Annotated in this window: 29 protein-coding genes; 4 read left to right on the top strand and 25 right to left on the bottom strand. The window is 57.9% G+C overall.

The genetic code is table 11. The annotated features are described in order from the left end of the window. Positions 1–196 precede the first annotated feature (196 nt). From BG83_RS0125760 to BG83_RS0125660, 21 genes are all read right to left on the bottom strand, one after another. Positions 197–454: a hypothetical protein gene (locus BG83_RS0125760; RefSeq protein WP_024979459.1), complete on the bottom strand. Its 258-nt coding sequence runs from the start codon at positions 452–454 to the stop codon at positions 197–199. A gap of 41 nt (positions 455–495) precedes the next feature. Next, positions 496–882: a hypothetical protein gene (locus BG83_RS0125755; RefSeq protein WP_024979458.1), complete on the bottom strand. Its 387-nt coding sequence runs from the start codon at positions 880–882 to the stop codon at positions 496–498. 16 nt (positions 883–898) lie between these two features. Beyond that, positions 899–1330: a hypothetical protein gene (locus BG83_RS0125750; protein WP_024979457.1), complete on the bottom strand. Its 432-nt coding sequence runs from the start codon at positions 1328–1330 to the stop codon at positions 899–901. 64 nt (positions 1331–1394) lie between these two features. Beyond that, entirely contained in the window at positions 1395–1742 is a 348-nt protein-coding gene (locus BG83_RS0125745; RefSeq protein WP_024979456.1) for a hypothetical protein, read from the bottom strand. An 18-nt stretch (positions 1743–1760) separates the two neighbouring features. Next, positions 1761–2012, bottom strand: coding sequence for a hypothetical protein (locus BG83_RS0125740; RefSeq protein ID WP_024979455.1), 252 nt, complete (start codon positions 2010–2012; stop codon positions 1761–1763). 14 nt (positions 2013–2026) lie between these two features. Further along, the gene (locus BG83_RS0125735; RefSeq protein WP_024979454.1) at positions 2027–2446 is read right to left on the bottom strand and encodes a hypothetical protein; all 420 of its coding nucleotides are present in this window, start codon (positions 2444–2446) and stop codon (positions 2027–2029) included. A 348-nt stretch (positions 2447–2794) separates the two neighbouring features. Next, on the bottom strand, positions 2795–3025 hold the full coding sequence (locus tag BG83_RS0125730) for a hypothetical protein (protein WP_024979453.1): 231 nt from the start codon (positions 3023–3025) through the stop codon (positions 2795–2797). Positions 3026–3132: 107 nt separating this feature from the next. Beyond that, positions 3133–3627, bottom strand: coding sequence for a hypothetical protein (locus BG83_RS0125725; RefSeq protein ID WP_024979452.1), 495 nt, complete (start codon positions 3625–3627; stop codon positions 3133–3135). Between the two features lie 27 nt (positions 3628–3654). Further along, positions 3655–3996, bottom strand: coding sequence for a hypothetical protein (locus tag BG83_RS0125720; protein WP_231973550.1), 342 nt, complete (start codon positions 3994–3996; stop codon positions 3655–3657). A 132-nt stretch (positions 3997–4128) separates the two neighbouring features. After that, entirely contained in the window at positions 4129–4374 is a 246-nt protein-coding gene (locus BG83_RS0125715) for a hypothetical protein (protein ID WP_231973551.1), read from the bottom strand. A gap of 18 nt (positions 4375–4392) precedes the next feature. After that, positions 4393–4551 carry a hypothetical protein gene (locus BG83_RS29760; RefSeq protein WP_197495080.1) on the bottom strand — a complete coding sequence of 53 codons (159 nt, stop codon included), beginning with the start codon at positions 4549–4551 and terminating at the stop codon, positions 4393–4395. A gap of 10 nt (positions 4552–4561) precedes the next feature. Beyond that, positions 4562–4930: a hypothetical protein gene (locus BG83_RS0125705; RefSeq protein WP_231973553.1), complete on the bottom strand. Its 369-nt coding sequence runs from the start codon at positions 4928–4930 to the stop codon at positions 4562–4564. Then, complete coding sequence (locus BG83_RS28135) at positions 4884–5165, bottom strand: hypothetical protein (protein ID WP_048935417.1); 282 nt, start codon at positions 5163–5165, stop codon at positions 4884–4886. Before BG83_RS28135 ends, BG83_RS0125705 begins: the two co-directional genes overlap by 47 nt. Before the next feature lie 370 nt (positions 5166–5535). Further along, a complete protein-coding gene (locus BG83_RS0125695) occupies positions 5536–5922 on the bottom strand; it encodes a hypothetical protein (RefSeq protein ID WP_024979447.1) in 387 nt (128 codons plus the stop codon). A gap of 10 nt (positions 5923–5932) precedes the next feature. Continuing rightward, positions 5933–6325 (bottom strand): hypothetical protein, encoded by a 393-nt coding sequence (locus tag BG83_RS0125690; RefSeq protein ID WP_024979446.1) that lies wholly within the window; start codon positions 6323–6325, stop codon positions 5933–5935. 547 nt (positions 6326–6872) lie between these two features. After that, positions 6873–7145 (bottom strand): hypothetical protein, encoded by a 273-nt coding sequence (locus tag BG83_RS0125685; protein WP_024979445.1) that lies wholly within the window; start codon positions 7143–7145, stop codon positions 6873–6875. Positions 7146–7229: 84 nt separating this feature from the next. Next, on the bottom strand, positions 7230–7442 hold the full coding sequence (locus tag BG83_RS0125680; protein ID WP_024979444.1) for a hypothetical protein: 213 nt from the start codon (positions 7440–7442) through the stop codon (positions 7230–7232). Positions 7443–7523: 81 nt separating this feature from the next. Beyond that, on the bottom strand, positions 7524–8054 hold the full coding sequence (locus tag BG83_RS0125675) for a hypothetical protein (protein ID WP_152543761.1): 531 nt from the start codon (positions 8052–8054) through the stop codon (positions 7524–7526). A gap of 70 nt (positions 8055–8124) precedes the next feature. After that, complete coding sequence (locus BG83_RS0125670; protein WP_024979442.1) at positions 8125–8661, bottom strand: hypothetical protein; 537 nt, start codon at positions 8659–8661, stop codon at positions 8125–8127. A 272-nt stretch (positions 8662–8933) separates the two neighbouring features. Beyond that, positions 8934–10436 (bottom strand): LPD1 domain-containing protein, encoded by a 1503-nt coding sequence (locus tag BG83_RS0125665; RefSeq protein ID WP_024979441.1) that lies wholly within the window; start codon positions 10434–10436, stop codon positions 8934–8936. Positions 10437–10746: 310 nt separating this feature from the next. Next, positions 10747–12150: a phage integrase N-terminal domain-containing protein gene (locus BG83_RS0125660; RefSeq protein WP_231973555.1), complete on the bottom strand. Its 1404-nt coding sequence runs from the start codon at positions 12148–12150 to the stop codon at positions 10747–10749. Between the two features lie 1644 nt (positions 12151–13794). Between BG83_RS0125660 and BG83_RS0125655 the strand changes: the two genes are divergently transcribed. The 4 genes from BG83_RS0125655 (at position 13795) to BG83_RS0125640 (ending at position 16185) form a co-directional block, all read left to right on the top strand. Then, a complete protein-coding gene (locus tag BG83_RS0125655) occupies positions 13795–14847 on the top strand; it encodes a PRTRC system protein D (RefSeq protein WP_024979439.1) in 1053 nt (350 codons plus the stop codon). A 9-nt stretch (positions 14848–14856) separates the two neighbouring features. Further along, positions 14857–15291, top strand: coding sequence for a hypothetical protein (locus BG83_RS29095; RefSeq protein WP_080693747.1), 435 nt, complete (start codon positions 14857–14859; stop codon positions 15289–15291). Positions 15292–15356: 65 nt separating this feature from the next. Next, positions 15357–15710, top strand: coding sequence for a hypothetical protein (locus BG83_RS29090; RefSeq protein ID WP_080693746.1), 354 nt, complete (start codon positions 15357–15359; stop codon positions 15708–15710). After that, the gene (locus BG83_RS0125640; protein WP_024979436.1) at positions 15703–16185 is read left to right on the top strand and encodes a lytic transglycosylase domain-containing protein; all 483 of its coding nucleotides are present in this window, start codon (positions 15703–15705) and stop codon (positions 16183–16185) included. Before BG83_RS29090 ends, BG83_RS0125640 begins: the two co-directional genes overlap by 8 nt. 164 nt (positions 16186–16349) lie before the next feature. Here BG83_RS0125640 and BG83_RS0125635 read toward each other — a convergent pair whose 3' ends face one another. The 4 genes from BG83_RS0125635 to BG83_RS0125620 form a co-directional block, all read right to left on the bottom strand. Continuing rightward, positions 16350–17663 (bottom strand): hypothetical protein, encoded by a 1314-nt coding sequence (locus BG83_RS0125635; RefSeq protein ID WP_231973557.1) that lies wholly within the window; start codon positions 17661–17663, stop codon positions 16350–16352. Positions 17664–17922: 259 nt separating this feature from the next. After that, positions 17923–18627, bottom strand: a complete 705-nt coding sequence (locus BG83_RS0125630) for a type 4 pilus major pilin (protein ID WP_235193284.1) — start codon at positions 18625–18627, stop codon at positions 17923–17925. A gap of 107 nt (positions 18628–18734) precedes the next feature. After that, positions 18735–19889, bottom strand: coding sequence for a hypothetical protein (locus BG83_RS0125625; RefSeq protein WP_024979433.1), 1155 nt, complete (start codon positions 19887–19889; stop codon positions 18735–18737). After that, the gene (locus tag BG83_RS0125620; protein WP_235193283.1) at positions 19886–21742 is read right to left on the bottom strand and encodes a GspE/PulE family protein; all 1857 of its coding nucleotides are present in this window, start codon (positions 21740–21742) and stop codon (positions 19886–19888) included. Before BG83_RS0125620 ends, BG83_RS0125625 begins: the two co-directional genes overlap by 4 nt. Positions 21743–21818 lie beyond the last annotated feature (76 nt).

Raw genomic sequence — 21818 nt, 5'->3', positions numbered from 1 at the left:
GCGATGCCAAAACAACACTCGGCGCGCAAGAAACCAAATCGCGGGCACAGTCAAAGCGCCCAGGGCCGACCATGGACCAATCGCCGCCCTGCCCACCGTCACGTACACGAAGTGCATGGCCATCAGCCAGATCGCAAGCGACGCGCAGGCAAACAGCCAAGTTCTGCAGCCGATTACTTTTTCCATAGTGGATTCCTTAGCGGCTCTCGCCGTGGATTTGGTGACCAAAGGATCCATCTACCGCACCGTCGGCTTTGTCGCTATTGGCATCTTTCGTGCCGACAAAGACGCTTCCAAGGAAGGTGCAGAAGTTCATCATGAAGAGATACGCGACGACGCCAGCTGCCGCCTGCATGGCCACGGCCGTCAATCCATTACCTGGGATCTTCAGCGTACACAAGACAAGAATCACCAGGAGCCCGAAGGTGAGTGCCGCATTTTTCTTAGCTGCCATGTTGTGTTCCTAAGAGGTTGTTCGTTTGGCGTTCCGCAGGCCTATGCCGAGCCGACCAGGTTCCAGGCTAGAACGAAGATTGCGACGAGGACCTGGCCGCCTACGTACCCGCCGAAAATGCCCAGCGCTATTGCGCTTGCTTGCGATCGTCGCGTTTCGCCATTCATCCGCGAGGTGAGCGACAAGTAAACGGCGCACGGAAGCGCAACCCCGAGTGGACTCGCGAACGTGACGATGCTCCTGCTATAGCCGAGGTAAAGCACCACGTAGAAGCACGCGAGCATGAACAGCACGCCGGCCGTAACGGCAAATGCGACCACACGCGAATCCCGATCGAACTTGGCGCCCGCCATCGGCTGCGAAGGCACTGGCGTTGTGGCATCGGTCGAAGATTCAAAGACAGATTTGATCGGGAAGCGTGTACTCATGGACTTTTCCGAGGCGTCACATCTGTGCATTGCGAACGCGTACCCAAGCGCCAACGCTCGGGTTCTCGATGTACTGGGCCGCCTTCCCCTCGAAGTTGGTCTTGGCGTTGCAATCGATTGCCATCATGTACAGCCGGTCACCTTTCTCGCTCACGAGGTCGAAACTCCGAACACCGTTCTTGCCGTCGCCATCGAATTTCACGGTCGCATGCTCTTCCGTCAGTAGGCGAAGATCCTTGTCGGAAACGCTTGCCAAGCGATGGCTCGCTTCAAATGTACGCAGCACAGCCTTATCGTTCTTGATGCTGATGTGTTCCTGCTTGACCTCGTTATCAAGGTAGCGCGCGAAATCCCCCTCCGGGCTGCACGTTGACGCGGCATGAGCAGCACCTGCCAACGCGACCAAAACGGCTAACACAAGACTCGACTTCAACATTTGTTCTTCCATTTTAGTGTCTGCCGGCGTCCGGCCGGGTGCGGGGCGCAGTTCTCGCCAAGTTGGGTTTTCCTATTTACATGACTTGACGAGGATTCCTGCGCCAGTGCAACCAGCCGTAGGAAATGCTCGCCCCCACACCAATGACTCCTAGCATCATGGCGAGCCAAGACAAAAGTGTTAGCAGCCCAGTCGTCACCAGGTGAAGGGTTGTTCCGGTCTCTGGCAGTACCTGGCTCCACCAGCTCCAGACGATAGCCGGAATTTCGGGCTTCACCATCCCGGCAAAGAGCCATGCAAATAGCATGAGCGTGATACCCCTTTCAGAGGGCTTAGGCGAGCCATAAGCCTGGTCTAGCCAGATATAGGCAGCGCAGCCAATGGCGAAGATGACAAGGACGACGAACGAAAGCAGATGCAACACAGGAATCTCCGATCTTTCCTAGGCCTTCCGGGAGTAGTGGATGCAGCCAAACTGCGGGCCGGTTATCACCATCCCACCGATCACGTAGTCATGCCGCCCAGGATCGGCCGGCTTCGCAATCTCATCCGGAGCCAATTCGTGCGGGCTCAGTTGGAATCGCCCGCAGGCGCCTCGCTCGATGGTGCCCTTCTCTATGTGCTCAAAGGGCTCAAGCCTGCGCCAGCTCGTGCAGTTTTCGCAGGTCTTGGTGCTGCCGTATTCGCCGATCATTGCCAAAACTCTACCTAGTTCTTGGTGACCAAGGACGCATGAAATGCCGCCAGCGATGACACGACGTCAATGCCAACGATATGTAGCACTACACCGGCTACGACCACCATCGCCACCGCAGAAAACAAAGCCTTTCTGAACCACGGCAACCGTTCGTCGAACTCCCGTTGCCGCATTCGCATAAGGTGTGGTCCATAGAGACTATCGTGCAGCCCTTCGTCCACCTCCTTGCGGACGACAACGTTTCGGATGTGAAAAATGCCGATAGCAATCAAAAACCACGCCAAGCTGGCTGAAACAGCAGAGCGGGCAAAGTAGATCGAAAGCACGAGCGCAAAGGTTGGGGCGAAGAGCCACAGCCCGTAGAAGCATCGGTTGGACCAAGTGGCAAGGGGAATCTCGTAGCCACGCACAAAGAGCGATTTCGGGGTCATGCTTTTCCCTTGGAAGAGGTTTCCTTTCGGGATTCTCCAGGCATCACACCTTTCCTTTCTTACCGCACAGTGAGCACACTGCACCGCCTTGAAGCCGCACGCTTCCGTCGCACCTTTCCTTCTCTTGTGTGACGTAGCAACGCTTCTTCTCATTATCAAGATTTCGCTCAAGGCGCCCTTTCAGGAGGCCCTTCTTAAGAGGCTCTGACTCATCCGGTGGGATGGGAGGATTAAGCGGTGGTTTCGACATGGGGTTCCTCGATTGATCGAAGTTTGAGCCAATAAGCTCGGCTCACCTTATGCTCTGGAACGTCCGCGTTTACGCAACATCAGCGGCCGCGGACCCCGTCATTCATCCCGGCGATGCCCGAGAATCAGTGGCGACCAAATCTCGACGAGCAGGGTCACACCGAACGCCGCGACAAACCCGAAGGCTGTCAGCTCGAGTAACAGCACGATTTGCCCCATGGTTGGCACCGCAAACAGCGGTGTACCCCAACCAACGACCAGTCCACTGAGTACGGTCCAGGCGACGAAGAACCACCACCCGATACGTTTCGACTTGCTACGCTGATTCATTTCTCGATTCCTTATGGCCCCGTTCTGACCGCTCTCCCGTGGCATCGACATGGCTTTCGTCGAACTCACAGACGCCGTATAGGCACAGCCCGCAGGCGACCTAACTGTCACCAGCCCATTGGGGCCAGTGCGCAGTGCTTATACGAGCTCATCGTTTCGTACTCGATCACCGTGATTGTCTTTGCCTTCTCGTCAAAGCAGGCAACGAGGTGGGGCATCCGATAGAGCCCCATTTCCACCGACTTGACCAACGTGTTCTGTACCGCGCCCGCGAAATCCCGCGTTCCGTAAAGGACGCCGGCGGCGTTGAATACGTTCGGGTCCACGACGTGGTCGACCTTCGTGTTCCAGACAACCTTATAGGAGCACATGCCGGCATAGTGTTCGACTAGTCCCCGCAGCGTTTTCGCATCGCTCGGCGCCTTGTAGTCGCCATCGACACACGGCGCACCTCGGGACGTCGTTTCCTGCAGGAGCTTGTGATAGTTGGTCGCCACTCCAACCAGACACACCGCGGCCACGATTCCACAAAGAATCCAGCCGAGTTTTCCCCATAGCGTCGAGCGTGCTGTCTGATAAACGGTCACGTTTGCATTGCGCATATTGACTCCTCCCCAGTGTGCAGTTGTCTACTTTTGAATGCGGGCGAGGTCGACGCCGCCAACCTGGTCGATATCGCAGGTGCCTTTCACCCACACCCCGGTCGGCACTTTGTCGAACGGAATGGGGTCTGTCGTCTTGTACTGCGCGAACGAGTAGGCTGTGCCCCCGGGCGTATAGAACCGGCATCCGATGCCCGCGTCACGAAGCGCTTTCGCGTATTCGCTGTGACCGAACTTGTAATACACCTGGCGAACGCCGGTCGCGTCTTTGAGCGTGGTTAGGACAACCGTCGAATCATCCACGGCCTTTCCAGTCAGGAGCGCTTCCTCGCGTTCCCGGATCTTGTTGCTCGACACCCAGTCGGACAAGGCGCTCAGCCTGTCGGCGATACCCCATATGACAAGGCCCAGCACAAGAAGCGATAGCAGAATCGCCCCTGGGGATGTAGCTCGGCTTCGAGCAGTGTTTGCGCTGGAATTGTTCACCGTACCCCCCTTGAATCAGCGCACGCTGCGCTGCTTCAGATTAGCCCAGCCCTTCACCTTTCCCGTCTCGGCGCGATGCACGATTCGTTCCGGTCGCTCAGGAATGGCGAGGTTGTAGTACGTAATGACCTGGCCAAGCTCGTCGTCGCGATGCAACGCGGCTTCGACCACAGTGTCGTCCCACAGCCAGAACAAGTACTGCCCATGATCATCAGGCAGGCCGGCAGTGAAGGTGATGTTCATCGTCGATGACATGGTCATGTGTTCCGCGTCCTCAGCTCATTTGGGGACGCAAGTTGTCTTCAGTACACCGTCTTTCGCAAGCTGCTTTGCCGCTGCCTCGCAGGTGGGCTTGCCGGAAAACTCGGTGGAATGGATTGCTTCGACCTGGCCAGTCATGGAGCTGATGGCGATCATGATGAGAATGTAGGTTTGCATTTGTCAGCAGTCAGTCGAGTAAGCCGTGCTCGCGGAACAGCGTCACATCGTCAGATTCGGCTTTGGTTGGATCACCGCCCGCCGCAAACAGGGTCCGCACCGCCGGCGTAACGCCACCCTCCAGCCGGAGCAGCGCGGCGACGGCACTGAAATATCCCCGCGCCCGCTCGATAGCGGCATCCGGAAGCGTCGTGACAGTCATGCCTTTGCCATTCCCGCGCATTTCGATCCGGACGGAACCGGTTTGGTCGCCTTTGACAACCTGACCGACTTGCCCCTGGATGACAACAACGTTGCCCGCGGCGTCTGTGATGATCCGTGGCATCAACGCGTCACTCCCAAGGCCAATTTGGGCGGGTTTTCCGAGGCGAATCGACATGCAACGTGCCGGGTCCGCCGATACAAACGTAGAAGGTTGCGACGAGCACGAGGAAGACGATGAGATAACGGACCCAGTCTGGAGCCCCGGCGATGTTCACGGCATTTCCGATGGCAAGCACCAATGCGACGGCGCAAATCGTCCAAGCAAGCTTATTCCAGCCCCCCAGGACAAGTCCTGCAAGGACGGTCATAACGGCAAAGAAAGCACTCGTTATCGCAATGATTTTCAGCATATGTGAATCTCTAATATTGGCGCCCTGACGGCACCGCCGCGAAGCAACAGACTCCGCGCCTTCAACAACGCTATATCGGCAAACGTTCTGGATACTTAACCAATGGGGCATTCCAGCCGGTCCAGAGCCCTGGAGACCCACGAATAGCGATACCGCTGGGCTAACTCCCGAGCACGCACCCCTCTTTTACACTTGGGCACGCGGATTTCAAGAGTGGCCTGCGTTTCGGCCTAGACCGGCTTCCGAGACGAGTTCGGATCGAGGTGCGTCCGATTACCGGGTACTCCGGTACCGCGTTCCAATCCGGATTTCCGAATCAGCCGACAGCCGCCGGCGGAAATCAGTTGGGCCGTGCGGGCAGCAAAAGAGGTCAGGGCTTTTCGATGAAACGAGCTCGTTGGCAGCCCCGATTCCCGTTCGGATCCGGCGTATTGCAAAGCGCTCCTAGATCCTTGGATGTCTGCTTTGCGACTACGCCAGGCACGTAGGCGTATCCGATGAGTTTCCTTGGAACCCGATATTCCCAGGTTCCATCTGAGATTTGCTTGAAATAGACGACATCAAGCAAATGCCCCTTCGCCCATTTGTCTGGGACCAGCCCAAGCTGTGCAGCCCGGTACATGAGGAATGAACCGTCTGCGCCTATCTGGAATAGGTAACTCGTACCAAGGAGATACGCAGCTGCAGCAAAAATCACCCCCATCACGATGAGGGCAACATCTTGGCCTTCGACTTTTCGGCGGTTGGGCATCTTCATTCCGTTCGGTTCAGTTCAAGAACCAGTTTAGTGGCGCCGGCGTGCCGCGCGCGGCAGTCGCCTGGACCTGATGTACCTGGTCCGACAGCGCTTTCCCCAATTCGCCAGGAGCGACCTGCTCGATGCATCCCGCCAAGCTGACCGCCGGCCCGGCAAGCTGACACTGCCGAAAGTCCGCAACGGCTTGGGCCTTGTGTGGATCGCCTGAAGCCCACGCGTTTAGCCTTCCCTCCACGAACTCAGAAGACATTGCCGATGCCGCGGTGAACTGCCCTACCACGAACGCGGCCGAGATCGCGATGAGCGTGATGGTGGCATTGCGAGCGATTCGCTCGACGTTGGCCCAGCGCTTGACGTCTTTCATACGGTCCTTCCAGCTCACACCCTGTTCAATTCGATTCATGACCATCTCCTAGATTGGGCACGCTGCCCATACCTAGAAATGGCACCCAGTCGGCAAAACCGGCAACGCAAGTTACACATTTCAACTATTTGGAGAGTCGTGTGGAATCGGGCATGCCGTCGGAACTATCGACTGTGACTGCTCCGCACTCGATTCGGCCGATCTGGATGTCCAGCGGGAAGAGGGTTAGGCCATAGCAAACTGCCTCACTAGTGGCATTGCAGATGTTCCAGGCCTCCTCTGCGGACGTAGCCCCGCACGTGGCGCAACGCCTCGCTTCGGCGCTCGCAATGCTGGGGCTCTGAGGGGTGTTCATGAATGCCTCCACACGTTATTCCGGATCACTCACATTTCCTCTGGATGGGCGGGGATGTCGGGCCGGTACCGGGATCGCCTCCCATCGTCGCTGCGTGTCTCCGGCCAGATCCACCTAACCACTTGGCGACATCCGTGGGCGCCTGCGTGGTGCAGGTCACGACCACTGCCCGGGTAAGGCCCGGTTGATGGAGACTCCGGTTGCCCGCCGCATCCTCACGCCTCAATTTCCTTAACGGATTTCGCAGGAACGCTTGGATCCGCTGCGACTCTTCGCTTGGCGCCGATCCCATTGTGCCGACGCAAAGTTCACGGTGCTCAGGACAAACACCGGAAGCGCGAAGATGAGGAACGCAAAAACGCTCACGGCGAACGCGAGGATATTGCCGTCCAGCAAGAATGTAACGCCCGCGGTGCCGGCGAGGAGCAAGCCAAGGATGCTCGCAAAGAGGAGGAGCGCCGCCGTCCTTTCGGTTCTCCAGAAGAGGCGGATGTCTTCAAGCATTTCGTGCACTTCATTCTCCTTCCGTTCGGGATTGAATCCACAGCGGTTGCTGCGGGACTTCGTTGCTATGGACAGAACCGGTGTTCAGTGAAGCGTGTCGCCATTCAGCACACGCACCGCCTGAACGGCCGCAGCCTCGTCTTCGGCGCTGCCGACGGCGTTGTCCTTGGCATCGTGCAGACGCCACTTGCCGATCGCGCGGCTTGGCACGAACTCGTACGCAAATGGGCCGGTGGCGTACGACAGCTGCTCCTCATTGATCCGGAATCGGCCATTGGTGCTGTGACGGTTTGTCAAAGGTTGCTCCCTGGATAAATGGAATTCGTACGGATGACCGCTGCGGCCACAAACGCCCCGCCATCTGGGGTCGACACGTGGCTACGCGGCCGGATCACTTTGACCGAACACATTGTTGAGCTTGCACCGGCCCAGATTGTCTTTCTCCAACATGCCCGCTCTCAGCATCGCGTCGATGGTCCGCTGGTCGACCTGGGAAGTCTTGCCTATGCTGTGCATCACAAAACGCCCGCTCTTCGAGTCGAAGACCACGGATTCGCCGGCGTTGACCCGATTGATGATCTTTTGCTGCGCGGCGCTCGGCTTTGGCACGGTCGCTTTGCCCCCTTTACTGCAGTAGCTGAGCGGAATGTGGGTACCCAACTTTAGGAGGATGTCCGCATGCGCATGCCGGTTTGCCTCCTCTGGCCGCATGTCGAAGGCCAGGTAGGCCGGCGTTCCACTTGAGATCACCCGCGCCGCCTGCTGGCCGATCAACCCCGATATCTCCGATGTGGCGTCCTTGAGCGCCTGGGCCCGCATCTCCCATGGCAATTCGCCAATCTCACGTGCGGCGCGCGTGTACTCACCGCCCTCGCCAAACGCCTCGTATGGAATGTGCTCGTACTGCATGTTCATCTCCCTTCTCAGGCGCGTGCCCGTATTGCCGCTGATCGGCTTTCGTCCAACGCAGTCGGTCGTGTCAGACGAGATCAGGCTCATCGCGAACCAAGAGCTTCCCTTCCGAGAAGGTGAATTCCTTTTCCTCATAGGAATGGCGCGAGGTCTCAAGCCGCAGGAAGCCCCAGATGGACCCATCCTCCACTAGGCGGGCAGAACTGACGCTGACCACTCGGGCCTGAATCAACCCGCCACGCCGCGTGGCCAGCAACTGTGGCTCACCGGAAATCGAAATCCCTGCCGCACTGAGCATCGCATTCAACTGTGCACCGGCTGCATCGCGTCCTGCCCTCACCCGTTCCTTCATCTTGTCGGTCAAAGCGGACCGTGCCGCCTGATAGTTGTGAATGAGCTCATCGGCGCCGTCGCCCAGAGCCCGCTTGATGTGTTCCAGGCTGCGGCCGGAGACATCTCGTTCGTCAAGCAGCAGATTGAAGATCACGGACGCGCCAAAGCGGTCGTTTGCAGTGTTCACGGCTTCCACGATGGCCGCCGGATCGAAGTGCGCCGCAGGACCGGCATCAGGCTGGGTTGCTGATTCACAGATGGCTTCAGGCATAGATCCTCTCGTTCATGTCAGCCGTACGTGCTCGAGCTACCCAATATATCGACGGCGCGCAGCAGATCCAGTTCCGCTGATGAGTCACAACCATGCGCTCGACGCCCACGGTGCTGCCGCAACCGCCCTGCACTCCCGATAGGAATTTGCCGTTGCGTCTCCGACAGTCGTTCCGCCGTTCCCAGTAAACCTGGTTACCTTGCGCGTCCTGTTCCATAAAGGAATCTGTCAAGCGCTCCGAATGGCAAGGCGCGGTGCAGATGACGCCTTACTCAAGCGCCGCCAGCTGGAGCAATACCTCGAAGCGCCGCAAAGATCGCGTCGAAATACCCATTGAGTGCAAGCCGCTCCTCACCCACTGGGTACGCCCGAAGGTCCGCATCCTCTTCAGCCATTTCCTGTTGGGATGTGCCCAATACTAGGTAGGGGCTGATTTGGCCTCGTGCGGCCAAGCCATCCTGGACATACGCCTCGAACGCCCGGGCAATCATCTCGTGGCGCTGATACCAGTACTCACCCTGGCGTGGCATTCCCGCAATCTTCCAAGCGTCTCGGAGGAACTCGGACGCCTGCCCTGTCCTTCCGGTGAAGCTCAAGATCTCTCGCAACGCTGGGAGCAACTTAGGCGCCGATGGGTGTGATGCGGCTGGGAAGGCCCAATCGTGCAATGACAGGTAACCATCTGCAAGCCTGAAGTAGGAAGGGTTGACCCACTGGACGAGATAGGCATCTAAGGCATGCCACCATTCGTGCGCCACCGAGCCGGCACCGCGCTTGCGGGTGTAATTGAAGCAACGCAGCCCGGGCTCGTAATGGGCAAGCGCCCGCCCGACGCCGCGCGCCCCTACGGCCAGCGCCAGCCCCTTGAGCCCGATCCAACGTGGCTTCAAGCCGAGAAAGGCGGCCAGATCGTGCAAAGCGTCATAGAGCTCGTTGACCCACAGTTGCCGCTCGGCCTGTCCCAAGGATTCCCCAAACTGGATGCCGCGGAAGCCAAACACGCCCATCAACTCTTCTGGCGTGACGTCTCGCCCTTTCCGGTGGTCTGCGCCAACCCGTTCAATCTCCCGCGCTCGAGCGGCCCTGCCGGCACCGACCGCGCTTGTGCCTTTCGCAATGTGTTGACGGGCTGACTCCAATGCCTCTGCTCTGGTCAGGATTTTCTCGGCGAGCAATGTGTAGCGGTTCCCCTCCACCCGCCCGACGGCCCAGGTGCCGTCTGTGAGTTTCACGGGGACGATGGCCGAATCGAAGGCGTGGGCGTTTTCAGGCCATCCGAGATCCGGCAGCCAGGTTGCGAGAGCCAATTGGCGCAACGTCAGGTTGAATGGCCCGCGCAATCGCCGCGATCCCCGGCCCAGCGCAAGGAATACCTGGACGCCCCGATCACGCAAGGAGAGGTTAGGCAGGTTGGGAAGTTCGAATCCTGCCGCGCAGGCGAGATCATTCGGCATGCGTTCCACGTCTGCAACAGTCCGAGCACGCTCGAAGAGATCTCGGATGAGGGGAGCAGCCCGCTCGAAGGCAATCTGCCAGTCGCGAGCACTGCACTCTTTCATGCCCGATTTAGGGCGGCTGGCAAATCCTGAATAGAGGACCGCCAGTTTGGCCACGACCTCGCACGGTCGCCCTTCATCGATCCACAGCTTCCAATCAGGCTCTGGCCAGAAGTCAGCCAGGCAGACCGCCTTCCCCTCATTCACCTCGGCATCATTGGAGCGGTGCTTGTGGGCGTAGGGAATCGTCTCGCCGGCATCGTCAATCTCAGATCTCATGGCAGTCTCCTCCCGACAGGAAACCGCTGGCGATGCCGGTTAAAGGTTGCCATATTCACGCCCTCCACCAGCAGCAAGCCTGCATCCCACAGCTTCCAAACGGGAATTTGCACTGCGCTCACCTCTTAGGCGACACCGACTGGTCGGTTGGCAGACCTGATTGCCGTTGAAGACCCAGGCTCGGCAGGTCCGCCAGCCGCGCGTGACGGCCGATTCATTCGCCCACGGACGCGCGCCCGCCAGTTGGCACCACCACTCTCCGCTGGGATCCTGCGCGCGAATGCACTGCCGCCGCGTAGCTGTACGGCCTTCATGCGACATCAAGCTCACCCTCTGCATCTTCCTTGCCGGAACCGGGCGAACCACCGTCAATCACCACGAGCATGTTGTCCAGGTAGGTGGCACTCGTCTCCAACGGCGTATCGGCCATCACGCGAACGTGCACCCGCGACTTGAGGATCGCCTCCAGATCCGCCTGAAGCGGCGGCGTCGGCTGGCCCATCTCCCCGAATGTCACAAACTCGTACGGAACGGTCGTGTCCTGCGGACGCCGCCTGCCCATCGCCCTGGTGCCGACCATGTACAGACTGATGAAGCCGTGTTGATCAAGCGCCGCCGACATCGCCTCGATGTGAGGCTGCAGGGCGTCCAACTCAGCGACCGCGCGATTCTTGTGAACCTCGCCCATATTCACCACCGTTCCGCAATACGCGCTGATGATGTTGACCCGTGAGTGGCCAAGTAGCCGGGCCACCAGCTGGGCAGCAACCCGGGTCTCCCCACGCAAAGGACTGTTGCCGCCTCGGATCGCACTCTTTACGCCAGAAAGGTGCTCGAACTCGTTGTTGGCCACCTCGTGGCGCAGTCCATGAAGCGTGACGCCGAGGTCCGCCTTGGTCAGACCGAACTTCCGAGCCAGGTACGACAGGTGATTGGCATTGGCCTGCAGGGATTTCCCCGGCCAGCCGAGGTGACCATCACGGTCGCGGACCACCGACTGGAGTTCCTTGAGCACGGCCAGCTTCTCAGGCGTATCCAGGGGAAGCACGCGATACCGCCCGCCCTTCGTACCCTTCTTGATCGGAAGGCCAGTGCCACTCGCCGCGATGGCCGCCTTCAATTCGTCCCGAGTCACGTTGACATCGCTGAATGCGAGGATGTTCGTCACGCCGCCCTGATCGATCGTGGCGTACGGACGAATACACACCATCTCGAGCCGACGCAGACCCCAGGTTCGTCCCGCCAGGAGCATGAGCCCCGCGCGTTCGTCGGCCGCCCGGATCTGAGCGAGCTTTCCGTCGATGTCCACGCCGTTGCCGGACCAGCTCTTGTCCACCTGCGCAGAGAGCGTGCGCTTGGCAGCATCCGGGTCATCCTTCACGAAATCCTCGGTGGGCCCAATCATGTCGGCCTTGCCAATCCAGGAAGCGAAAATACGGAATGCCGTCAGACGGTTCTGAATGGTTGATGCGGACTTCCCCTCATCCAACCATTTCTTCACGAGCGCCTGCATGTGCTTCTTCCGGAAGCTGTGGATAGTCTCAAAGCGGAATCCGAGCAGCTTCAGTTCCTCGAAACCCAGAAAGAGAATCTTCGAACGTGCTTCCTGGGTACGATCCGATGCGCGCCGATCTCCCCGGACAGTCCGGAGGTTCTCTGGCTTCTTGATCAGATCGGTAAGCTGCTTCTTCCAGTTCCACGAGGTCGAGTACATGCCTTCCGTCCCCTTCCGGCTTGGATTTCGCCCCGTCCCAGTCCCTTCGAAAAAATCATCCATCGCTTGGCTCCGTGGTAGCACTGACCACGCTTTGTGTTTCTTTCAACCGTCCAGGCTCCATAGCCCAGATGCCATCGAATTCCACTCCCCGGTCTCATCCCCGCAGGAATCGACGCTTTGACGCATCAATCCCTCCGAGCATGAGGCCGGCTGTCTATTGCTTGCACCGCGTTCCTACAGGAATTGCTTGGTCGCTTCCGTAGCGACAGGGGTTGGCAGGGCCGTACGTTAGAAACTCTCGGAACTACATAACCAATCCCTTGGCTATGCAATTGCGCTGGTGCGCCATCCTCTCTTGTGTCAAAGAGAGGAGCCTAAGTCGCGTTTGTTGGAGGTGGCGACACCCTCGGATTGTCATTTGGCGCACTCCAGCGCCTCCTGAACGAATCTCTCTCCTCCCATTCCATCCCTTGCGGCCACCGAACCGTGACGGGTTCGAGCAAGTTGCCAGATACCAGACCCGCCCACGACACGCCTCAATGGGCGCTCGCAAACGGGTAGGTCGACTTCCATGCGGTTAGCACGAAGCCGCGTCCAGCGGAATGAGAGTCATCGGAAACAAGAAGCACATCGCGCGCTTCGCGCCAGTAGCCCCCCCGTGTAGGACGGGAGGCTGGCGGCTGGCTCCCTATAGGAGCGCTCACACAGCTTTTTCATCGGTGGTGTGCACCGATTTCATATTGCGAAACCCAACCGACTAGACCTTCCTAGCGGAAGCACCTATTCGCGGGTTGTGGGGTGCCTTGGAAATTTCTATGCGTGTACGAATGCCGAACCCGCGCTCTAAGCGCGAAGCATGCCGGACCAACCCGGCAGCTGTCGCTGCAGGAGGTCATCGCGGATTTGGATCGTCACGTATTGAAATGCCGTTGGCGGGCGTTGCCACGTCTACGCCGATTTGGCGAGCCGCACGAATCCCTGAGGGATCCACTTCATACCTTTTGCCCGGTCGATCCTCATCGGATTCCGGGCGGAGCGGTCTGCGCTCCAATCTTCCACAAGTTCGAACGCATTGCGCGTCCTGATCCGAAGCCAGCCTTCTGGCAGGCGTTCGGGGGCTAGATGCGGCCCAGCTGCCGATCACCGCGCCGAGGCGCAGTAGATGGCGTGCAGATTATGGCGCCGCGCATTTCTTGTCAAGAATGAATTTTCCCTTCAGCCCCGCTCTACTGTTTGTAAATTCCTCCGATTCCTTTCTACCTACGGTGTTTCCTGCCGCATGCAGGGACACTCTCTTTGTAACACCGTTCATAAAAACCAGAGCGCCTGTCCTCGCCGCGTTCCTCTAATAGCGGGGCAATCCCCGAACAGAGACGAGATTGAGTGGAGATCCAACCAAGTCTCGACAGCGCGTGGCCGAACTTGTCCTCCACTTGGCCTCTGGACGGACCAAGCGTGGCCCCATATGCCTGCCAACACTGGAAAGCAGCGAGCATAACGGCCCCAAATTGGCCTTGAGCAGCTCATTACTGGCTCATCTTGGCCATTGTGTGGCCTCGAATTGGCCACAATTCGCAAGAACTTCTTGCCAGGAAGTTACAGGAACCATATCCTTGCCGTACTTCTTGCGGAGAACCTTAAATGTCAAAGTCCACCCCTGCGATCGTTCGCGCTATCGATGTTGGCTACGGCAACACCAAGCACACCCTTTCCCAACTCGACATCGACATGGATGTCAAAGTCGGGCTTTTCCCCTCACTCGCACCTCGGGCTACGCAATCGGACTTCACTGGTGGGTTGATGGCAAAGGTGGACCGAATTGTTGTTCAGGTTGATGGCGAGAACTATTCGGTCGGTGCAGACGCTCTTGCCGAATCCAAAGGTATCTATAAGCGTGAGGTGGCGAGTGCATATTCGACTTCGCGCGCATATCGCGCACTCTTTCTCGGAGCACTCCAGAAGATGCGGCTGAACGCCATCGACTACATGGTCGTTGGCCTACCTCTGACGACCTATGACCGGTACTCGAAGGAGCTCACGGAGCTACTGACGGGAACGCATGAAGTGCCAAATCCTGTGGCACACGACCAAGTCCTCAAAGTCGACGTCCGCCGGGTGAAGGTGTTTCCCCAACCGAGCGGTGCCTTCTACAACTACGCCGTTCCGCGCAAGCTGCTCCAGTCGATGTCGCAGCAGACCAATCTGGTTCTTGACCCTGGCTATGGCACGCTTGACTGGTTCGTCACCGAGGGCGCAAAGCCGCTCACCGGCCGATGCAGCGCGACTCCAAAGTCAGTTTGGGCAGTTATCAGCGCAGTCGCGGATCACATTGGCCCGGACCTCACGTCGAACCCCCGGACTATGTCTCGAATCGACAATGCTCTTCGTACGGGGAGCCCGTTGACCATCAACGGAAAGACTATCGACATCAGCCCCTTCAAGCCTCTTGTTGACCAAATCGTCGCCGATGCCATCAATGAGATGCTCATGTCGATCGGCAACCTTTCGGACATTGACAACATTCTCATTACCGGAGGCGGAGCCCACTTGTTCGTCGACCACGTCAAGAAGGAACTCGGCAAGACCCACAGCCAAATTCACGTTGATACTGATCCTGTGTACAGCAATGTCCGCGGCTTTCAGTACGCCGGCGAGTTCTGGGCCGCAATGGACCGACAACGCGCTGCCGCATAAGGGGGAGCCATGGCACGTACTTCAGCCGGTCGCCGCATGAGGTTGACCGTCCCGCCTCATCACGCCGTCAATCGACATCTGGGGAATCTCGACGAAGAATCCGATCTCAATGCAGAAGTACTTCGGCTTGCAGAGATCGGAGCCACTCTGGAAGAGCTTTGCGGACCGATGCGTTCCGTCGCCGATATCGTGAAACTCTTGAACTTCAGGGGGGGGCCATCCCTCTTTGCGCCGGCTGCTGTGGCGCCAATTCATTCTTCCCTGCCGGCACCAGCAGCCCAGACGGACGCATTGATTCTTGGAGCAGCGCCCCCTTCCGCTTCGATACAGGCGACTGTTCCCTCCTCGAGCGTTGCGCAGACGGCCGGGGTGAAACTCGGCGAGCCCGAAGACTCACATGTCGTTGACGCTTCGCTGGCAGAACACATGTGGATCCCTGAATAAGGGGGCTAGAACTTGGGTTGCGCTTCTGTAAATTTGAAAGCGTGGAGCAACTCAAGGAGGATCAAATGACTCACGAATATCTGTGCGAACACGCCCAACTCGACCGCCGAAGCGTACCGGCCCAACTGCGCGGCCGTGGGGACGGCCGTGACGAGCTCTATGAACTCTTCTTGCGAGTGGAGGGGCTCGGGAACAGCCTGGTCGAAAAGGATGGCGTTGTGGAAGACGCTTACGCCGAAGCAGTGGCCGGCCGACATTTCCCGCCGGCGATCGCTTGGATTTTGATCCGCCTCGGTCGCGTGCTGGCCAAGTTGGATACTGCTAGCCTCAAGCTGGACCGTTTCGCGAACAGCTGCGATATCGACCCGCCGGCCGGAGGTGGCCGACGCCAAGTGCCCTTGCGATACAGCTATGTTTGAACGCGCATTGACCGCTAAAAGTCGCCGAAGCTACTTCGTGTCTCGGTTAGCGAGCTGCCTCGTCATCGCCCTGCTCGTCTGCAGTCTGCCTGCCAAGGCAGACTGCTTCGACGACGCCGGTGCATACCAATCAGTGAACCCCTATGTACTCAGGGCGATCGCCTGGTACGAATCGAAGGGGAACCCGACTGCTGTCCACAGGAATTCCAATGGCTCAGTAGACGTCGGCGAATTGCAGATAAACTCGGTGCACTTTCCCGAGCTTGCAACATGGGGAATAACGCCTTCAGCACTTATGGACCGATGCATCAACATATATGTTGCTGCCTGGCGGCTGAAGACGAAGATGGCAAAGTACGGTAACACTTGGGAAGCCATCGGCGCCTACCATTCTGAGACGCCTCAGCATCGGGACAAGTATGCCCGTGCCATACAGCAGATCCTTACTTCCTGGGGACAGGTGACGTCGCGCTGAAGGCGTCTTGCGGCATCGTTGCCTACAATGGGGCGACCGTGCACTCCAAACTCACCAGTGCGCGGGCTAGTGATTCTGTGGGTTCCGGTACGGCACTTGTGCATGCTGACCGTGGAAAGAAAATGGGCTTGCCGGTAAGGACACCGCCAAGCCCATTCGATCATTTAGTAGACGCAGCTCGCGTAGCTTGCGAAACAACTATTGGTGCCGGAACCATTTAAGACCCATCGGTTGTTGCCACTGTCTGGATACGAACCGTCCGGGGCATGGCTGAAGGAACCGCCGTTGTACCAAGTCAGAACATAGCCTCCACCGACCAACTTGGACCCAGCGGGACACTGAGCGATTGCCGCACTATAGTCGCAAGTTCCGCTGCCAGCCACTTGGAAAGGCTGTCCCATTCCTGAGGCCAACTGCCAAACGCCACCTTGGCAAGAGAGAATCTTTCCGTTCGGATCTGTAGTGATGCCCGTCCCTGAGCAACCATAACCTGACCAGGCGGTCGCTGCCATTGCCAGGGCTGAGTTCACGACCGCTCCCCCCTGCAAATAGGTGTAACCATTGTGTACGGTCGTACCGTTGAGCCAAGTTACGCCGCTGTGCGTAGAGTTGCCCGCTACGTTCAAATCCTGGTAGGCATTGATCGTCCCAGAATTCATCGACGCCCAAGAGCCATCTGTATGCTGGATGTAGGTGCCGCCGGGAGCACGAAGCGCAATGTTGCTCGAGTCGCCGTAGAACTGCGTTCCTGCAATCTTGACACCAATGCCTGGCGTGCTGGCCACAAATGCACCACCTGAGGTAGTCACGTTGCCCGTGGCACCCAAGGTGGAAACGTTACTCATTGAGTTTCCGTTCGCATTCATGGGGCCGGTCAGCTTCCTCGACCCATCCAGCTTGTAAAACTGACTTAGGCGAGCATCCGTCGCGGAATAGGAGCCTAGACGCATTGCCAGGGTACCCACAGGCACACCCGACATTGGAGTCTGCCACCCATTGCCTGTCCCGATGAGCTTCCCCGCATTGCCAGGAGTAGACATCCCAGCATCCGCGCCAGCGGCCTGCATTGCGATGCCGGCCAAATCATTGCGCACCGCCCCGCTTGCATCCGTGTAAGGTGCAGTCGAGACTGCGTAACCGGCCAACGAGCAATTTCCGCTAGCGCAAACTTGCGACACTGACGATGTGAAGGTCTGCCCGTTGGGCGCCACGCTGCCGAATCCGGACGGCAGGTATCCGAGATTGATCAGCTCGGGCACGGTGGGTTTATAGGGGCTGGCAACCCCTGGCACAGATTGCCCGGCCATGATCTGCTGGCCATAGTCACTGTAGTACCCGTTAATCCCCCCCTGAAACTCCACAGCCCATTGCCCCGTTGCCTTTGCAAGCGACTCGTCGACTGCCTCGGTGGTGTTGGCGAACTGCCCTCCCAACGTCATGGTGGCAATCGTCAGCGCCAACGCCGTATCAATGAGCATGCTGCCCTTCTGTCGCAGACGAGCACGTCGCGCAGTTGCCGTCGCCCCTGCACGCCACATAGGGGGGCGCCCCACCACGTCCTTCCAATCCAGTGTCTGATTCATAGAATGCCATCCCCTGTGTTTCGATGATCCTAACGATGTCCGCGTTGCTTCCGAGCGCATAAAACTTCCCATCAGGAAGTATAGGCGATAGAAGTGCCAAGAAAAAAGGCGCTCACGGGCGCCTTTGCCAAATGTTCGACCTGCGCAGGCCGCATCAGGTCATGAGATACACCAGCTTGTTCGCGTTGTTCGTGCAAGTCATGTTGGCCGGATTGAACGTCACCGTCGACGACTTGATCACTGTGCCGTTGATGGAGATCTGCGACGCTGACCGCATGATTGCCGAGATGATCGGCTGACAAGCCGAATCAGGTAGGTTGGTGATTTGATACTGCACGGAGTCGTTCGCGATGTTCAAGGTGCCCGGCGTAACGGTAAGCAGGCCGCCGCCAGGCGAAACAGTAACGGTGCCGGCGGTGTCCTGCATGGAAACCAGGTTCTTGAAGAACCCACCAGTATCCAGGGATGCATTCGAAACGTTGGCGTACTGACCTGCGTACGTCGATTTCACTTTGCCGGCCAACGAAGTCAGGTCGTTGCCGAGCAGATTGGTTTGCTCGCCAACGCTGTTCGAACTGAAATATGCGTACGAGCCGACCACGGCGATCAGAATCACGAGCAAATAGAGGCCGTACTCGACCAACACGCTGCCCCGCTGCCCGTTGCCCTTCAGATGAGCACACGACTTTGCCCAACCCAGACGGCGCGGCCGCTGCGCCAGGCCGCTCTTTTCCACTTCAGTAAAACGAATATCCATGATGCTCCTCAGCACGTAATAGAAGGAAAGTGCGCCACCGCCACGAACGAAGCGTCGACCGTTCGCGCCTCCACATCCGTGAACTCGGCGCGACTCAACCATTGCCACTTCTTCCTCGGAATCAGTAAAACACGTCCTAGAAGCACCCGAAATAGCGAGAGAGAGCCTATCGGCGGGGTCATTCGGACGGAAATCGAATGCGTTTCGGCTCAAGAGCCACGCATCATCATGTTCAACTGGATGATCTGTTTGAACTCATCGCCCATCTTGAACGTTCCGAAGTAGAAGCTCATCATCAGCAGAATGACGCCAATAACAACGATGTATCGGAGCGTGGTGGCCTTCTTCTGCATCTCGACCGGCGCCGTCGTACGAACGATCTCACCGACCTTGCCAAGCATGGTCGACATATCGTTGTACGAGGCCAAGTCAACGATCCGGTAGTAAGCTCGATCGTTGACTATTCCTGTATTGAACGCTTCGCCCTTCGCGTTAGGCTCCTGCTCGAAGTTGTCGAGGATCTGCTTGATGTGCCATCTCAGCCAGGGATAAGCTTCGGGCTCCATCTTTTCCAAAGCGTCTGGAACTGTCTGCACCTGGGTCCCGACTTTCGTAGTGGCCGCTCCGAGCGAAGACAGGAATGACGCCCCGCGAAAGTCTCTGTAGAACTGATAGGGAAGAAAGTTTCGGTCGAGCCACGGGCGGAGTTTCCCGACATAGTTTGGGAAGGACCACTTGACCCACCATATTGCCAGCGCTTCGAGCGCGAGAACTGCCCAGCCCCAGCTGCGAATAAACTCGCCAACTGTGTTGAATAACTTGCCAACTGGGCCCCACTGTTCGGGTGGGATCATCCCCCCGATCGTTCTCAAAAGTCGCGGCATGAGCACGAAACCTTCAACGCCAAGGAAGACGTGGAAGATCACAATGGCTGCAACTGCAGTCATCAAAACAGTGCGTGCGACCTTCTTCGCGGCCTCCATTCCAAGAATGCTTTCTGAGAGTTGCTTCAAACCAACCTTGAGATCACCTGCTCGCTCGGCAAAGGAAAGAACGGTTAGGTCTTCCGATGGGACGGTCCCGGTGAGCGCTTCAGAGAACGTAGCAACGTCCTCGTCCATTCGCTGAAGCCAAAACGCCGCGAGCTTGCCTTCCGGCAAGGAGCCATACCGTTCAACATAGGGCTCAAGCAATTCCCGGATGTTCCGGCCAGGCTGGGCATCCATAATCCCAGCCAAATCCCCGTAGAACTCCCCCCGGCGCTGTTTAAAGTCGAGTATTGCAAGATATAGACCGCGACCGGCTGTCGGATCGGATGTCGCGGTCGTTCTGCCAAATGGCAATCGAGCAAGCATGGTTTTCATGCGACAACCCCCCAGTTCCTCTGCAGGGAGTCAAACCGCTCTTGCGCACCGGCGAATTTTCCCAGACCAAAGCGCTGCTGCTCGCTCTCATACTGCTCGAAGGTGCCAAACTTCTCTTCGATTTCAAAGGGCGACACTTCGCCTCGCGAGCAGCGATACATAGCAACTTCCATTGCCGACTTACCGACCGAGTCTTCCTCGTTGAAACCTGCTGTGCGCTGCTTGTTGACGTACTTGATCAGATCGATGTTCCGATGATCGCGGATCATCTCCAGCATGTAGGTATCGAGCTCAAGCATCTCGGCGACCACCTTACGCCCGGCAATGCCATTGAGTTCAGTTAATCCTGGCTTGCGGCATTTTTCGCACCCGTGGAGATTCGTTATGAAGATGCCGTCAACGTCGATCTCAAACAGGCGTTCAAGGCGATGCAAATACTCCGGGCTAGCAACTCGAGTTGCGGGGAATTCCTTACAACACTCGCAGTTGATCGGCACGAGTGCTTGGTAAACAAGCAAGTTCATGAACCCAGGGGTCGCCATGACTTCACGGGGAATCCCCAACTCCGACGAACAAAAGCGGTCGATACTGCCAATGTGTGACGGAGCGTGAACCGTAGTGAACCCAAGGTGGCCGGATTCGACAATGTCACGGAACATCGAGGCGCTTTCCAAATCACGACACTCACCAACAAGGACTGCGCTGGGGTCCATACGCTTCAACTGCCGCTTCCAGCCAATAAATGAATCGCCTTCCGTATCAGTCAGGGAACGCGACACGTTGAATTGGCGTACGCCAGGAATCAAGTACTCGACCGGATCTTCAACCGTGTACTTGGCCATCGTAGCGGGAAGACCGGCCATGTTGGTCTGCATGGTCGTCGATTTCCCCGAGCCGACGATTCCAGCGACAGTGATTCCGCCCTTGTGACGGCTGATTGCGTTCCGCCACATATGGATCTGCTGGTCGAAGTAGCCGAGCTCCTCGAGAGACTTGATGCTTTGCATGTCATCCTGGAACAACATGCGCAGCACAACGATGCTACCGAGCGCGGTCCGACCTGACGCCCAACGGAACAGAACCTCACGGCCTTGAATCTTCAACTGCAGTTGGCACTGCTGCAGGATGTTCTCGTTGTACGAGTTGTGAGATCCATTCTGCGACTTGTTGTTGTACAGGTACGCGACCATGTCCAGCAACGTATGCGTGTCGATCCAAAACTCGGGCGGCTGCACCAGCTTTCCGTGGATTCGGAACGAGACCTGAGATTTCGCCTGCCGGCGGTTCATTTCGATATGCAAGTCCGAGGCCTCATTTGCAATCGAGAACTCGCCCATCAGTTCGAACTGCCGGTAAAGAGCGCTTGCGTTCTTCTGCTCGAGCGACACAGCAGCAGACTTGCGCCGACGATTTTCCATCACCCGGTCGCGTGCGAGATCAATCAGTACCTGATCAGAGGCAATGTGATAGCCATCAGCAACAAGGTCCCACTTGACTGCCAAGTGCGCAACGAGCTCCTCGACGTAGTCGTCGTTTCGCATGTCCTTGGTCAGAATGATGGCGTACTCGCCCCGCTTCTTACCTTCAGCATTTGGCGGGGACACCTCCACTGGACAAACACATTGACGCATGGACGGCGGCATCTGGACCAGATCGTCGTCATACATCTTGCGTGTAAAGAGCGGAAGCGCGTCAACAGTGGAGATGACCACCGAGTCGTCAGCATCGCGGTCCTGAGGACCAATGCGCGGCGTTGCAATCTCGGCAGCGTCGGAATCGATCGTTACCGTGCCTTGAGGAGTCCCACCGGGAGACGACGGGGGCACCCAAGCACCCGACGAAACGATGTCCACGGGATTTCCGATGACCGGCTCAGCGCGATTCACGCTCGCCTCACCCCTGTTCAGAATTCGATTCAGCATTTAGCGT

This window comes from Ralstonia pickettii (genome assembly GCF_000607165.1).
Taxonomy (GTDB): Bacteria; Pseudomonadota; Gammaproteobacteria; order Burkholderiales; family Burkholderiaceae; genus Ralstonia; species Ralstonia holmesii.
The sequence above is the reverse complement of the archived record's forward strand: the minus strand, read 5'-3'. Positions and strand labels throughout refer to the sequence as shown.

Bases quoted from the DNA above. Each gene is read 5' to 3' on its own strand.
- BG83_RS29090 (WP_080693746.1), top strand. From the start codon at position 15,357: ATGACTCACGAATATCTGTGCGAACACGCCCAACTCGACCGCCGAAGC.
- BG83_RS0125715 (WP_231973551.1), bottom strand. From the start codon at position 4,374: ATGACCATGTCATCGACGATGAACATCACCTTCACTGCCGGCCTGCCT.
- BG83_RS0125630 (WP_235193284.1), bottom strand. From the start codon at position 18,627: ATGGTTGAGTCGCGCCGAGTTCACGGATGTGGAGGCGCGAACGGTCGA.
- BG83_RS0125740 (WP_024979455.1), bottom strand. From the start codon at position 2,012: ATGATCGGCGAATACGGCAGCACCAAGACCTGCGAAAACTGCACGAGC.
- BG83_RS29095 (WP_080693747.1), top strand. From the start codon at position 14,857: ATGGCACGTACTTCAGCCGGTCGCCGCATGAGGTTGACCGTCCCGCCT.
- BG83_RS0125725 (WP_024979452.1), bottom strand. From the start codon at position 3,627: ATGCGCAATGCAAACGTGACCGTTTATCAGACAGCACGCTCGACGCTA.
- BG83_RS0125670 (WP_024979442.1), bottom strand. From the start codon at position 8,661: ATGCCTGAAGCCATCTGTGAATCAGCAACCCAGCCTGATGCCGGTCCT.
- BG83_RS0125655 (WP_024979439.1), top strand. From the start codon at position 13,795: ATGTCAAAGTCCACCCCTGCGATCGTTCGCGCTATCGATGTTGGCTAC.
- BG83_RS29760 (WP_197495080.1), bottom strand. From the start codon at position 4,551: ATGCAAACCTACATTCTCATCATGATCGCCATCAGCTCCATGACTGGC.
- BG83_RS0125690 (WP_024979446.1), bottom strand. From the start codon at position 6,325: ATGAATCGAATTGAACAGGGTGTGAGCTGGAAGGACCGTATGAAAGAC.
- BG83_RS0125735 (WP_024979454.1), bottom strand. From the start codon at position 2,446: ATGACCCCGAAATCGCTCTTTGTGCGTGGCTACGAGATTCCCCTTGCC.
- BG83_RS0125635 (WP_231973557.1), bottom strand. From the start codon at position 17,663: ATGCTCATTGATACGGCGTTGGCGCTGACGATTGCCACCATGACGTTG.
- BG83_RS0125685 (WP_024979445.1), bottom strand. From the start codon at position 7,145: ATGCTTGAAGACATCCGCCTCTTCTGGAGAACCGAAAGGACGGCGGCG.
- BG83_RS0125695 (WP_024979447.1), bottom strand. From the start codon at position 5,922: ATGAAGATGCCCAACCGCCGAAAAGTCGAAGGCCAAGATGTTGCCCTC.
- BG83_RS0125750 (WP_024979457.1), bottom strand. From the start codon at position 1,330: ATGGAAGAACAAATGTTGAAGTCGAGTCTTGTGTTAGCCGTTTTGGTC.
- BG83_RS0125755 (WP_024979458.1), bottom strand. From the start codon at position 882: ATGAGTACACGCTTCCCGATCAAATCTGTCTTTGAATCTTCGACCGAT.
- BG83_RS0125625 (WP_024979433.1), bottom strand. From the start codon at position 19,889: ATGAAAACCATGCTTGCTCGATTGCCATTTGGCAGAACGACCGCGACA.
- BG83_RS0125760 (WP_024979459.1), bottom strand. From the start codon at position 454: ATGGCAGCTAAGAAAAATGCGGCACTCACCTTCGGGCTCCTGGTGATT.
- BG83_RS0125640 (WP_024979436.1), top strand. From the start codon at position 15,703: ATGTTTGAACGCGCATTGACCGCTAAAAGTCGCCGAAGCTACTTCGTG.
- BG83_RS28135 (WP_048935417.1), bottom strand. From the start codon at position 5,165: ATGCTGAAAATCATTGCGATAACGAGTGCTTTCTTTGCCGTTATGACC.
- BG83_RS0125665 (WP_024979441.1), bottom strand. From the start codon at position 10,436: ATGAGATCTGAGATTGACGATGCCGGCGAGACGATTCCCTACGCCCAC.
- BG83_RS0125730 (WP_024979453.1), bottom strand. From the start codon at position 3,025: ATGAATCAGCGTAGCAAGTCGAAACGTATCGGGTGGTGGTTCTTCGTC.
- BG83_RS0125675 (WP_152543761.1), bottom strand. From the start codon at position 8,054: ATGCAGTACGAGCACATTCCATACGAGGCGTTTGGCGAGGGCGGTGAG.
- BG83_RS0125705 (WP_231973553.1), bottom strand. From the start codon at position 4,930: ATGTCGATTCGCCTCGGAAAACCCGCCCAAATTGGCCTTGGGAGTGAC.
- BG83_RS0125660 (WP_231973555.1), bottom strand. From the start codon at position 12,150: ATGTACTCGACCTCGTGGAACTGGAAGAAGCAGCTTACCGATCTGATC.